Annotated in this window: 12 protein-coding genes; 9 read left to right on the forward strand and 3 right to left on the reverse strand. The window is 69.6% G+C overall.

The annotated features are described in order from the left end of the window. Positions 1 to 237: 237 nt before the first annotated feature. Complete coding sequence (locus tag VO99_RS18090; protein ID WP_046114307.1) at positions 238 to 1200, reverse strand: alpha/beta hydrolase family protein; 963 nt, start codon at positions 1198 to 1200, stop codon at positions 238 to 240. 128 nt (positions 1201 to 1328) lie between these two features. Between VO99_RS18090 and VO99_RS18095 the strand changes: the two genes are divergently transcribed. Further along, positions 1329 to 2246, forward strand: a complete 918-nt coding sequence (locus VO99_RS18095) for an AraC family transcriptional regulator (protein ID WP_046114308.1) — start codon at positions 1329 to 1331, stop codon at positions 2244 to 2246. A gap of 513 nt (positions 2247 to 2759) precedes the next feature. On the opposite strand, the gene VO99_RS18100 is transcribed toward VO99_RS18095, so the two are convergent. Both VO99_RS18100 and VO99_RS18105 read right to left on the reverse strand, forming a co-directional pair. After that, entirely contained in the window at positions 2760 to 3506 is a 747-nt protein-coding gene (locus VO99_RS18100; protein ID WP_046114309.1) for an SDR family NAD(P)-dependent oxidoreductase, read from the reverse strand. Between the two features lie 153 nt (positions 3507 to 3659). Beyond that, complete coding sequence (locus tag VO99_RS18105) at positions 3660 to 4520, reverse strand: LysR family transcriptional regulator (protein ID WP_046114310.1); 861 nt, start codon at positions 4518 to 4520, stop codon at positions 3660 to 3662. Positions 4521 to 4626: 106 nt separating this feature from the next. Between VO99_RS18105 and VO99_RS18110 the strand changes: the two genes are divergently transcribed. From VO99_RS18110 to VO99_RS18145, 8 genes are all read left to right on the forward strand, one after another. Beyond that, positions 4627 to 5466, forward strand: coding sequence for an oxidoreductase (locus VO99_RS18110; RefSeq protein ID WP_046114311.1), 840 nt, complete (start codon positions 4627 to 4629; stop codon positions 5464 to 5466). Between the two features lie 8 nt (positions 5467 to 5474). After that, complete coding sequence (locus VO99_RS18115) at positions 5475 to 6902, forward strand: MFS transporter (protein ID WP_046114312.1); 1428 nt, start codon at positions 5475 to 5477, stop codon at positions 6900 to 6902. Between the two features lie 52 nt (positions 6903 to 6954). After that, positions 6955 to 7749 carry a GntR family transcriptional regulator gene (locus VO99_RS18120; protein ID WP_046114313.1) on the forward strand — a complete coding sequence of 265 codons (795 nt, stop codon included), beginning with the start codon at positions 6955 to 6957 and terminating at the stop codon, positions 7747 to 7749. Between the two features lie 80 nt (positions 7750 to 7829). Continuing rightward, positions 7830 to 8768 carry an isocitrate lyase/PEP mutase family protein gene (locus VO99_RS18125; protein WP_046114314.1) on the forward strand — a complete coding sequence of 313 codons (939 nt, stop codon included), beginning with the start codon at positions 7830 to 7832 and terminating at the stop codon, positions 8766 to 8768. Beyond that, entirely contained in the window at positions 8768 to 10168 is a 1401-nt protein-coding gene (gene leuC / locus VO99_RS18130) for a 3-isopropylmalate dehydratase large subunit (RefSeq protein WP_046114315.1), read from the forward strand. The genes VO99_RS18125 and leuC overlap by 1 nt, the downstream gene beginning before the upstream one ends. Positions 10169 to 10184: 16 nt before the next feature. Beyond that, positions 10185 to 10808 (forward strand): 3-isopropylmalate dehydratase small subunit, encoded by a 624-nt coding sequence (gene leuD / locus VO99_RS18135; RefSeq protein ID WP_046114316.1) that lies wholly within the window; start codon positions 10185 to 10187, stop codon positions 10806 to 10808. Positions 10809 to 10853: 45 nt separating this feature from the next. Beyond that, positions 10854 to 11588 carry a Sua5/YciO/YrdC/YwlC family protein gene (locus VO99_RS18140; RefSeq protein ID WP_046114317.1) on the forward strand — a complete coding sequence of 245 codons (735 nt, stop codon included), beginning with the start codon at positions 10854 to 10856 and terminating at the stop codon, positions 11586 to 11588. Between the two features lie 7 nt (positions 11589 to 11595). Then, positions 11596 to 12594 carry a Bug family tripartite tricarboxylate transporter substrate binding protein gene (locus VO99_RS18145; protein ID WP_052736437.1) on the forward strand — a complete coding sequence of 333 codons (999 nt, stop codon included), beginning with the start codon at positions 11596 to 11598 and terminating at the stop codon, positions 12592 to 12594. Positions 12595 to 12596 lie beyond the last annotated feature (2 nt).

Here is a 12596-nt window from a genome sequence, read left to right on the forward strand (position 1 = left end):
GGCGGTCACATACTGCCCGTCCTCCAGTGCGGGACGAAGAAGCGAGTTGACGGGAACGACGTGGCCAAGCCAAGTTGAGGTGGGGGACGCGGCGGCCAACGTCTTCGTTCCGCGTCGCGGCCGGGCTTCCCGCAATGAGCACGGGTCGCGCAACCTGGAGATCGTGCGAGCCGTTGGCCTTTCGGCGACGGGTCACGCCGCCGTACGGGTGAGTGAACCTAGAGCAGGCGGCGCCCATCACTTGGCGTCGACGCGGGCGAACGGGCTCGGCGAATCGCGCAGCGCGGCGCACGCATCGGACCAGGCCGGGTCTGCCGCGTTGAGCGCGGTGCGCAGGTAGGCCCACGCCAGCTGCGCCACCGCCTCGACGCGCGATGGGTTTTCGTCGGTGGTCTCCGCGGCGTCGTAGCCCGAGATCCCGCCGAGGATGTGCTCGCCCCCGAACACGGTGAGCAGGTCCTTGGGGCCGGGGCTCAACGTGTACGCGCCGGCCCGATATTCCGCCTGGTCGGAGAACATCGGATTGACGTCCCGATCGCCGACGACCACCAGCGCGGGCGCGGTCATCGCGGAAAAGTCGAGCGTGCGCAGGATCGGATAACGATCCCGCGCGGCCCCTGTCAGGTACGACGGGTTGCCCGGCCCGGCAATGATGACGCCGGCGGCGATCCGCGCGTCGCGCAAATCGACCACCGTGCCATCGGCGTCGGTGACGCGCTGGCCGAGCAGCATGCCCGCCGTCAGGCCGCCGAGCGAGTGCCCCGCCACGGCCACCCGGCCCCGGTCCACACGTCCGCGCAGCCCTGGCACCGCCGCCTCGATCGTGTCGAGCGTGTCGAGGACACGCGTCATGTCTTCGGCGCGAGAGCGCCAGAACAGCGCGCCTTCGGGCCCGTGCGGGTCGACCACACCGCGCAGGGTGGCCGACGACAGGTGCGTCGGCTGGAGGACGACGAAGCCGCGCGCGGCCCAGTAGTTGGCGAGCGGCGCGTACCCGCTGAGCGACGACAAGTGGTTGGACGCGCCGTGCCCGTGAGACAGCAGCACGATCGGGAGATCGCGGCCGACCACCGGTACGGACACGCGCAGCTGCAGCGCGACGGTGCGCCCTGGCGCGGGCAGCACGATGGGACTGACCGACAGGACGGGCACCGGTGCACCGGACGGGATGGGGCCGACGGACGAGATGGAGGTGAACATGAGACGGTTCCTTGGCGACTTCGATGGGAGGCGGCACCGCCGAGCGACGGTGCAGTTCCAAACCATACGGTCCGCCAGCCGGACTGACTACAATGCAAAGTCCATGTTATGTGTTCCACAGTCCAGGTATGGTCGATCCGCTTGCGGAGGTCGTCACGCTGCTGCGCCCGAGCGCTCCCTTCGCCAAGGTCGCCACGGCCGCTGGACAGTGGATGGCGCGTCGCGCGGAGGCGGGACGCCCGTTTTTCTGCGCGATCGTCGACGGCACCGCCTGGCTGACGCTCCAGGGGCAGGAGCCGCTGCTGCTCGAGCAAGGTGACTTCGTGCTCGTTCCAGCCGCATTCGACTTCACGGTGTCGAGCCTCGAGCCACCGGCGGCGGGCGAAGAGACGGCATACGTCTTCCGCGCCGACGGCGAAATCCGCCACGGCGACCCGGACGCCTCGCCCGACGTGCGCATGCTCGTCGGCTACTGCCTGTTCGCGTCGCCGGATGCCGGGTTGCTCGTGTCGCTGCTGCCGCAGCTCGTCCACGTGCGCGGCGAGCCAACGCTCAGCACCCTCGTATCGCTGGTCCACGCGGAGTTCCGCGCCCGGCGCCCGGCACGCGAGGTGGTGCTCGCCCGCCTGATGGACGTGCTCTTGATCGAAGCACTTCGCTCGGCGCCGGGACACGCGGCCTCGCCCGGCCTTGTGCGCGGACTGGCCGACCACCGGCTGGCCGTGGCGATCCGGCGGATGCACGAGCAGCCGCACGCACCGTGGACCGTTGCGGAGCTCGCCAGGGAGGCCGCGATGTCCCGCTCTGCGTTCTTCGCCCGGTTCAGCCGACTGGTGGGTGTGACGCCCATGGACTACCTGCTCGGCTGGCGCATCGCGCTGGCCAAGCGCCTGCTCCTGCGCGACGGCGCGACGGTCGCCGACGTCGCAGCGCGCGTCGGGTACGGCTCGGCCAGCGCGTTCAGCGTCGCATTCACCCGCCATGTCGGCCTGCCCCCCGGGCACTTCGGGCGTCGCGATCGCGCGAACGCCCCGACGGTGCCGTGAGCGGTCTTCTCGACGTCGGACAGACGGCCGAGAACGGCTTCGTGATGGTCGACAGCCGCGCCGCGCCGCGCGGCGCCGACCGGGTCGACCGCTGTTGAGCGGTCCGTTCGCCACGTCACGCGGGGAACACCAGCGCGATGCGTCGGTCGTCACATGCGGGAGATCCACGGACTGCGAACCCCATGGACCTCGCCCGGCCCCCGCACCCTCGGTACATCACCGCTGTCCTGCCCGGCCTCGACGACGAATCCGGTTGTCCGCAAAGCAGACGGTCAGCGCGCCGTCGACCCCCACAGCGGACGCTGGCCAGGCCCGTCCACGCACCGTGAACCGGACCGTCGACTTGGCCGGCAGGCGCTGCTCGCCGATTCCCAACCGTCCAGCTCAATGACACCGGCGACCACGACATGACCGCCCTGATCGCCTCCCTGCCGAAGGCGCTGGCACGGCGGTGCGGACGCGCGCGGGATACTGGAAACGTCGCCCTCGACGGCGCTCACATCTTGCGCCGTCTCAGCGCATGCCGCCGGACGCCAGGATGAGCTCACCGGTGACCCATCCCGCATCGTCCGAGGCCAGAAACGAGACGATGGGTGCAACGTCCTGCACCTGGCCAATGCGTCCGAGCGGAGTGTGGGCCTCGTTCCAAGTTTGAAAATCAGAGCCCACGGCCCCGGCGGAGTGCGTGCCTTCCGTTTCGGTCAGGCCAGGGCTCACAGCGTTGACGCGAATGCCCCTCGGCCCGAGTTCGCGCGCCAACACGCCCGTGATGGCGTCGATCGCCCCTTTCGTGCCGGTGTAGATGGCACTCTCCGCAGGATGGACACGCGTGACATTCGAGCTGATGTTGATGATGCTGCTGCCCTTGCCGAGATGAGGAACAGCAGCGCTGGTCACCAGCAGCGGACCCAAGACATTGATCTCAAATTGTTGGCGATACGACGCCTCGTTGGCCTCCTCGATCTTGCTGAATCGGTAGATGCCGGCGTTGTTGACCACGATGTCCAAGCGACCGAAATGCTGGATCGCGGCTTGAACCAGTGATTCAACTTGTGCCCGGTTGGTCACGTCCGCCGCCACCGCCATGGCACGCCCGCCAGCGGCAGCGATGTCGGCGACCACTGCGTCGGCCTCGCGCTGGCTGCTTGCATAGTTGACGACCACTTGCGCGCCTTCAGCCGCGAGTCGACGCGCGATGCCCGCACCGATGCCCTTGGATGCGCCCGTGACGATCGCAACCTTGTCTTTCAATCTGCCCATGTGCAAGTTCCTCAAAGAAGCTGCTCCGCGACGGCTCAGCAAGCCTCGGATGATGACGGCGCACCAGGGCCGGGTGCACTGCCACTTCTGCACTGCGCCCGAACACTCTTGAACGGACGCTGGATGGCGACGGCCGGCGCCTGAGCCGCGGACCTACGCTTGCAGGGCCTCGACGTGCTCGTTCACGATGGCGATGAAAGCACGCAAGCGATTTAGCCTCCGCAGGTCCCGGTGATAGCCCATCCAGATGTCCCGGCTGGGTGGCTCGTCCGTCAACTGCAGCCGCCGCAGCCCGTGCACCTGGTTGCCGACCACCCGTGGCAACACGGCGATCCCGATGCCGCGCAGGCACATGCGCGCCTGCACGTTGCGGTTGTTGGTCGACAGCAGCGGCCGGGCGTTCGGAAAGCTCGCTTTCAACCATGCAATGTCGGGAAACACGCCGGTCGAGGTGTCGTGCATGATGAGCCTGAACCCGGCGCCATCGCCCAACACCGGGTCGGGTGATCCCTCAGCGACGTAGACCCCATACGGCAGGCGGACCAGCCGACGCTGCACCACGTCGGGACCTTCAAAAGGCACGATCCGGAAGGCCACGTCGGCCTCCCGCTGCGCCAGATTGAACAGGCGGGTCCCCGTCAGTACCTCGACGTCGACATGCGGATACGACCGTGTGTAATCCGCAATGATGGTTGGCAACACATAAGCACCGAACCAGTCGGCGGACGATATCCGCAGCCGGCCCTGGAGCGTTTCCTGCCGGCCATCCAGGCGCCGAGCCATCGCCAGGGCGCCTTCTTCCATCTGCTCGGCGAGCGCGATGATCCCGGCGCCCTCGTCGGTCGGCACCAAGCCGTCTGCGGTGCGCTGGAACAGTGTGTGGCCGACCGCCTGCTCCAGCGCACGCAGGCGGCGTCCGATGGTCGGGTGACTCAGCTGCAGCAAGCGGGCGGCACCGCCCAGGGTGCCCGACCGCGCGACGGCCAGGAAGATGCGGACATCGCTCCACTCCACACGACGGCCCTTTCATAAGTGAACGCCAAGCGTACAGCACTGTCAGTTGGCGAACAGAGTTGATGCTGGGACAGTGGCTGCACCCCGATGGCTTGGAAAGGAACCGATGAGCAAGACTTGGCTGATCACCGGCTGTTCGGCCGGACTGGGCCGGGCGCTGGCCGACGCCGTTGCCGCACGCGGCGACCGGCTGCTGGCCACGGCGCGCCGCGCCACGGCATTGCAGCCGCTGTGCGACCGCCACCCTGACACTGTGAGGGCGGTATCGCTCGACGTGACACGTCCCGGCGATGCGCAACGTGCAGTGGCTGTGGCCGAGCAGGCCTTCGGTGGCCTCGACGTGCTCGTGAACAACGCGGGCACGGGCTTCATCGGCGCCATCGAAGAAGGCGAACCCCACGAGTACCGTCCCCTCTTCGACACCAACGTCTTCGGGCTGATCGAGACCACCCGCGCCGCCTTGCCGGCCTTGCGCAAGCGAAGAGGCGCACGCATCGTCAACCTGTCGTCCAGTGCCGGCATCGCGGGGTCCGCGGGCTCCGGCTTCTACAACGCCACCAAGTTTGCGGTAGAGGGGCTCTCGGAAGCGCTGGCTGAAGAACTGGCGCCCCTGGACGTGCGGGTGCTCATCGTGGAACCCGGCCCCTTTCGCACCGACTTCCTGGGCCGTTCAATGGCCTCGGCCGCGCGCAGGATCGAGGCGTATGCCGAAACGGCGCATGCACGGCACCGCTACCGAGAGCGCAACGATGGCCAGCAGGCCGGTGACCCGGCGCGGGCCGTCGCCGTCATATTGCGGGCGGTCGACGCCGAGCACCCGCCCCTGCACCTGCCCTTGGGTCCGGCGGCGCACCGGGCCGCGGCACGCAAGCTGGACGCTTTCGAAGCCGACATCGCTGCCTGGCGCGAGCTTTCGCTCGCCACCAACTTCGAGCACGGACGGTGAGCCAGCCCATGTCCGCCCGACTTGCAGCGCGATCGGACGCTGCGCCCGCCGACCCGCGGCGATGGCTCGCCTTTGCGGTGTTGCTGGTGGGCGCATTCCTGCCCCCTTTGGACTTCTTCATCGTCAACGTGGCCCTGCCGTCCATCCGCGGCGGCCTGCGCACCAGCCCCGCCGAACTGCAGCTCGTGATTTCCGGCTACGCCGCCGCCTATGCGGTGTTCCTCATCACCGGCGGCCGGCTAGGCGACCTCTTCGGGCGGCGACGGATCTTCCTGCTCGGCATCAGCGGCTTCGGGGCGACGTCCCTGGTGTGCGGGCTGGCGACGTCGCCGCAGGTCCTGATCATCGGCCGGGTGCTGCAAGGCCTGAGTGCCGCCGCCATGGCGCCGCAGTGCCTGGCCTCCATCCATGCCCTGTTTCCGCTGCACGAGCGCTCGCGTGCCCTCGGCATCTATGGCGCGACGATCGGCCTGGCCGCGGTGGTGGCCCAGGCCCTGGGCGGCGCGCTGATCGCCGCCAACCTTCTGAACCTGGGATGGCGCGTGATCTTCCTGGTCAACCTGCCCCTCGTTGCGGTGGTGCTGATCGGCGGGCTGCCCCTGCTGCCCGACGCACGCGCCGACGAGCCGGCGCCGATCGACCGCATCGGGATGCTGCTCTGCGCGCTGACACTCACCCTGCTCATCGTGCCGCTGGTCGAGGGGCGCGAGCACGGATGGCCGTGGTGGGCCGGTGCCATGCTGGTCGCCACCCCCCTGGTCGGCATCCGGTTTTGGCGCCATGAACTGGCCTACGCACGCCGGGGCGGCGTGCCGCTCATCAGCGTCGACCTGATCCGCATACCGGCGCTGCGGGCCGGCCTGGCAAGTGTGCTCGGCTTTTATGTGGTGTCCGCCTTCTTCCTGGTTTTTTCCGTCTACCTGCAGTCGGCGCTGGGCATGGACGCCCTGTCGACGGGCCTGGTGTTCCTGCCGTTTGGCCTCGGATTTTTCATCGGCCCGCTGACCACGCCGTGGGCCACGCGCAGGTTCGGCCGCTGGGTGCCCGCGATCGGCATGGGGCTCGAGGTCGCCGGCTGCATCCTGCTGGCAGCGCTGGTGTGGCACACGTCCGGCAGCAGGCCCGACCTCGCCGCCGTCACGGTCGCCGTCGGCTTGCTGGGCTTCGGACAGGGCTGGGCTTTGCCGACGCTGGTGCGCTCCGTCATTGACCGGGCCCCGCCAGGCGGATCCGGCATGATCGCCGGCGTCACCAACTCGGCGCTGCAACTGAGCGCATCGTTGGGCGTGGCGGTCATCGGGGGCGTCTTCTTCAGCGTCGCCGGACCCGCGCCCAACCCGGCCGCCATGGCCGAGGCCTTGGTCGTGGCCATGCTGTGCATCGCTGCCAGCCTGGCCGGCGCCGCCCTGCTGTCCATCGTCGCGTCCCAGCGATGAGCCGGGACCGCGGGGCAGTGTCCCGCGGTGAGCCGGTGTTTATGATCACCGAATGTCCGCGACCGCTCCCAAGGACACGCCGCAGCTGAGCCGCGTGCCAGGCACCTCCCTCCACCGGCAGATCTACATGGTGCTGCTGAACGAGATCCGCAATGGCGCCTATGCGGAGACCGGGGCGCTGCCCAAGGAAGAGGCGCTCTGCCAGCGCTTCGACGTCTCCCGCATCACCGTGCGGCGGGCCCTGGCGGACCTGGCTGAACAGGGCTGGGTGGAACGTCGCCACGGCCTCGGTACCTTCCTGCGGGCGGGTGTGGGCGCGCCAGCGCCCGTGCCCAGCCTGGGCCTGCTCGAGGAGCTGCGCCATGTGGCCGCCGAGACCCAGGTGGAGGTGCTGGAGGTGGGCTCGCGGGTGCCACCGCTCATGGTGGCTCGGGCACTGGGCCTGGTACCTGCGGAGAAGGCGGTGCATGCCGCGCGGGTGCGGCGGGTGGGCCAGATTCCCACCATGCTGACGGAGGCTTGGATCCCGTCCGCGCACGCCAAGGGTGTGACGGCCAGCGCCCTGAAGAAGCAGGCGCTCTACGAGGTGCTGCAGGCACAAGGCGTGCGTTTTGGCCGTGTCGTGCAGGAGTTCACCGCCGTGCCCGCGGACCCCACGCGGGCACGCCTGCTGCAGCTGGGGGTGGGCATGCCCCTGCTGAAGATGGTGCGCCTCATGCACGCCGTTGACGAGCACGTCATCTTGCACATCAGCATCTACCTGTCACCCGAGCACAGCCGCATCCTGATGGACATCCCCGCGGATGCCATCAACACGATGTCCGCCGGCAAGGTCATCCACCGCTGATCGCGCTCCTGCCCCGCCGGGTCGCACTGACGCCGGCATGGGCTTTACATCGCGGGTAGTTGTATTGACAATATAACCACATGAACACGACCTCACCTCTTTCTCCCCGCCCGAGCCCGCTGCGCGAGCTGCTGGCGGCGCCCGGCCTGGTGGTCGCCCCGGGCGCCTACGACGCCATCGGCGCCAGGCTGGTCGAGCAAGCCGGCTTCAGCGCGGTCTACATGACCGGCGCAGGCACGTCGATGGCGCGCGGGTATCCCGACTTCGGCCTGCTCACCCAGACCGAGATGGTGGACAACGCCGCGGTGATGGCCGGCGCCGTGGGCATTCCGCTGGTGGCCGATGCCGACACCGGTTATGGCAACGAACTCAACATCACGCGCACCGTCCGCGAGTACGAGGCACGCGGCGTGGCCGCGATCCACCTGGAGGACCAGGTGTCGCCCAAGCGCTGCGGGCACCTGGACGGCAAGGAGGTCGTGGCACGTGCGGACTTCGTCTCCCGCATCCGGGCCGCGGTGGAGGCACGCCGTTCCGACGGCTTCCTTGTCATCGCCCGCACCGATGCCCGCGCTGTTCACGGGCTGGACGAGGCCATCGACCGTGCCAACGCCGCCCTGGACGTCGGTGCGGACATCGCCTTCGTCGAAGCCCCGCAGACCCACCGCGAGGCGGCCCAGGTGCCCCAGCGGGTGCGCGGCGCCTGCCTGCTCAACATCGTGGCCGGCGGCCGGACGCCCGTGCTGGACACCGCGCAGGCCGAGGCGATGGGCTACAAGCTGGCGCTGGTGCCGGGCCTGCTGGTGAGCGCCATGATCGAGGCCGCCGATGCCGCCCTGAATGCCCTGCGGTCCACCCGCATCGTGCCGCCGGTCGGCGCCAGCGTGGGCGAGACCTTCCGCCGCTTCGGCGCCGACGATTGGGATCGGCTGCGCCGCCGCTTCAACGCCGGGGCCGACGCGATCGACGCGCAGGCACCCGCCGTCGGCCTGCACGCCGCCCCACGAGGCCACGCGTGATGCAGCCCCGTACGCTGTTCGACAAGATTTGGGACGCCCATGTCGTGCGCGACCTGGGCGATGGCTGGGCCCTGCTGCACATCGACCGGCACCTGCTGCATGACCTGTCGGGGTCGGCCTCGCTGTCGGACATGGCCGAGCGTGGCCTGGCGGTGCATGACCCGGCGCTGGTGTTCGCCACACCGGACCATGCGGTGTCCACCCGCCCCGGCCGCGATGGCGGCACCTACCCGGGCGGCCACCGGCTGTGGTCGTCGCTCAAGGCGGCTGCCGAGCGCACCGCCATCCGCCTGTTCGACCTGGGGCAGCGCGGCCATGGCATCGTGCACGTGATGGGGCCCGAGCAAGGCATCGTGCTGCCCGGCGTCACCATGATCTGCGGCGACAGCCACACCTGCACCAACGGCGCGCTGGGCGCGCTGGCCTTGGGGGTCGGCTCGAGTGAAAGCACACATGCGCTGGCCACGCAGACGCTGCGCCTGCAGCGCCCGCGCAGCATGCGCATCCGGTGCGAAGGCGAGCTGGGCTTCGGCGTCACCGCCAAGGACCTGGCGCTGCACATCATCGGCCGCCTGGGCGCCGCCGCGGGGGTTGGCCATGCCATCGAGTACGCGGGCCCGGTGATCGAGGCCATGGAGGTGGAGGCGCGACTCACGCTGTGCAACCTGACGGTAGAGCTGGGCGCTCGCTCGGGCATCGTCGCGCCCGACGAACGCACCTTTGCCTATGTGAAGGGCCGCCGCTTCGCGCCGCAGGGCGCGGACTTCGACATGGCGGTGAGCGCCTGGCGCGCGCTGCACAGCGACCCGGACGTGGTGTTCGACCGCGAAGTGGTCATCGACGCCCGCGACGTGGCGCCCACGGTCACCTGGGGCACCAGCCCCGAACAGGCGATCGCCATCGACGCGCAGATCCCCCACCCCGACGGCAGCGAGGCGCCGCAGGCCGCGGCCCTCCATGCGGCTCTGGACTACATGGGCCTGCAGGCCGGCGCGCCGATCGCCGGCACACCGATCGACTGGGTCTTCATCGGCTCGTGCGCCAACTCGCGCCTGTCGGACCTGCGGGCCGCCGCCGAACTGGCGCGGGGCCGGCGGGTGGCACCTGGCGTGCGCGCCTGGGTGGTCCCCGGCTCCGAAGACGTCAAGCGCGCCGCCGAAGCTGAAGGCCTGCATGAGGTCTTTGCCGCCGCGGGCTTCGAATGGCGCGAGCCGGGCTGCGGCATGTGCGTGGCCGCCAACGGTGAACAGGTGCCTCCGCTGGCGCGCTGCGTGTCCACCTCCAACCGCAATTTTGTCGGCCGCCAGGGACCGCAGGCCCGGACGCACCTGGCCAGCCCCGCGATGGCGGTGGCGGCCGCGGTGACAGGCGCGCTGATCGACGTGCGCCACCTTGCCTGAAAGAGAGCACCTGGCGATGGCACCCCCACCCTTTACCACCGTCACCGGTCCCGCCGTGCCCTTCTTGCGGGCCAACGTGGACACCGACCTGATCGTGCGCATCGAGCGCCTGACCAGCCTGCCCAAGGACCAGCTCGGGCCGTTCGCCTTCGAGTCCCTGAGGTACCTTCCGGACGGCAGCGCCGACCCGGCATGCGTCTTCAATCAGCCGCTGTTCCTGAAGGCGCCGTTTGTGCTGGCGGCCGAGAACTTCGGCTGTGGCTCGTCCCGGGAAGGCGCGGTCTGGGCCCTGATGTGCCTGGGCGTCCGTGCGGTCATCGCACCCAGCTACGGCGACATCTTCTTCTCGAACTGCTTCCAGAACGGCGTGCTGCCGATCCGGCTGCCGCCGGCCGAGGTCGAGGCGCTGGCCCGGGCCTGCGCGGACGGCACGCCGCTGACCGTCGACCTGCTCACGCGCACCCTGCGCCCGGGCGACGGCGAGCCGCGCAGCTTCGAGGTGGACCCGATCCGACGCGAGGCGCTGCTCAACGGCCTGGACGACATCGGCCTGACGCTGCGCGACGACGCGGCGATCCGAGCCTGGCAGGCGCGCGACCGCATGGCGCGGGCCTGGGCCTGGCGCCCCGTCGGCGCGTAGCACACGCAGGCCCGGCCTTCCCTTCAACTACCCCAGGAGACACACATGCCCACCCTCGACATTGCCGGCGACGCCCGGCGCACGATCGACGTCATCCAGCGCGGCGGCATCGCCCTCGTGCCCAACCAGACCGGCTATGCGATGACCGGCGCGATGCTGGACCCCTTGCAGAAAATCTACGACACCAAGCGCCGCGGCGGTCACAAGCGCAACGCGATGGCGGCCGACCTGGAGACGCAGCGCGACTTGATGACGCTGGGCCGGCGCGAGCAGCAGATGGTCGAGGCCATCACGGTCGACTTTGACCTGCCGCTTGGTGTGATCGGCAGCTTCCGCCCGGACCACCCGCTGCTGGTGAAACTGGGCCCCGAAGCGCTGAAGGCGTCCACCGCCGTTGGCACCATCGGCACATTGCTCAATGCGGGGCCGTTCCACAAGGAGCTGACGCGGCTGTCGCGCGAGGAAGTGGTGCCGCTGTTCGGGTCGTCCGCCAACCTGTCCGGCACCGGCACCAAGTTCGCGGTGGAAGACATCCAGCCCGAACTGCGTGCGATCGCCGACATCACCATCGACTACGGCCTGTGCCGGTACCACACCTACCGCCGCGCCGGCACGCTGATCAACTTCTCGACCATGCAGGTGATTCGCATCGGCGTCTGCTACGAGTTGATCGCCGGCATCCTCAAGCGGTACTTCGATGTGGACTTGCCGCCCGACCCCGGCCTGGACGTGCTGCCTTCGGGTCACCTGAACGAGTTCATGCTCAAGAACGTCCAGTGAGGCTGCTGTGACGGACTCCCGCAACGAACTCCGCCGCACGCTGCTGCGCGCCGGCGCGGGCCTGGCGCTGTCACCATTGTCATCGCTCCTGGCCCATGCGGCCGGCGATGCCTGGCCCACCGCGCCCCTTCGGCTGGTGGTCGGCTATCCGCCGGGCGGCGGCTCCGACGTCATGGCCCGCGAAATCGGCGTGCCGCTGGCGCGCCTGCTGGGCCAGCCGGTCGTCGTGGACAACAAGCCCGGCGCAAGCAGCGCGCTGGCCGCCGCCGACGTCGCCCGCGCCGCGCCCAACGGCTACTCGCTGGGCCTGCTCGACAATGCGCCGCTGACCATCGTGCCCTCGCTGCGCAACCCGGGTTATGACCCGCTGACCGGCTTCACGCCCATCGCCATGGTGTCGCAGGCACCGCAGGTGCTGATTGCGGCACCGACACTGCCGGCGAACAACGCGCGCGAACTGATCGACCTGCTGAAGAAGCAACCGGGCAAGCTCAACTACGGCTCCGGCGGCTCCGGCAGCGTCTCCCACCTGGCGGCCGAGCTGCTGAAGATGCGCAGCCAGACCTATGCGGTGCATGTGCCTTATCGCGGCGGCGCACCGATGGTGACGGCGCTGATGTCGGGCGAGGTCCACTTTGGCTTTCTGACCTACACCGGCACCGCCGGCTTCATCCGGTCGGGTCACATCAAGGCCCTGGGCGTGACGTCCACGGCCCGCCTGGCCAGCCTGCCGGACGTGCCCACCATCGCGGAGAGCGCGCTCCCCGGCTTCGACGCGCCGGGCTGGTATGCGCTGATGGGGCCGGCGGGGCTGCCGACCGCCATCGTCGCCCAGCTGCAGCGGGCGCTTCGCGAGGCGATGGAGTCGCCGCCGGTCGCCGCCCGCATGGCATCGCTCGGCCAGACCGTCGCCACGGGCAAGGTGGACGTGCAACAGACCATCGCCGCCGAGCTCAAGCAGTGGAAGCAGCTGATCTCGGACCGCAAGATCGTCGTTGAAGGCTGACC

It is taken from the genome of Aquincola tertiaricarbonis, from assembly GCF_000969605.1.
Classification (GTDB): Bacteria; Pseudomonadota; Gammaproteobacteria; order Burkholderiales; family Burkholderiaceae_C; genus Aquincola; species Aquincola tertiaricarbonis.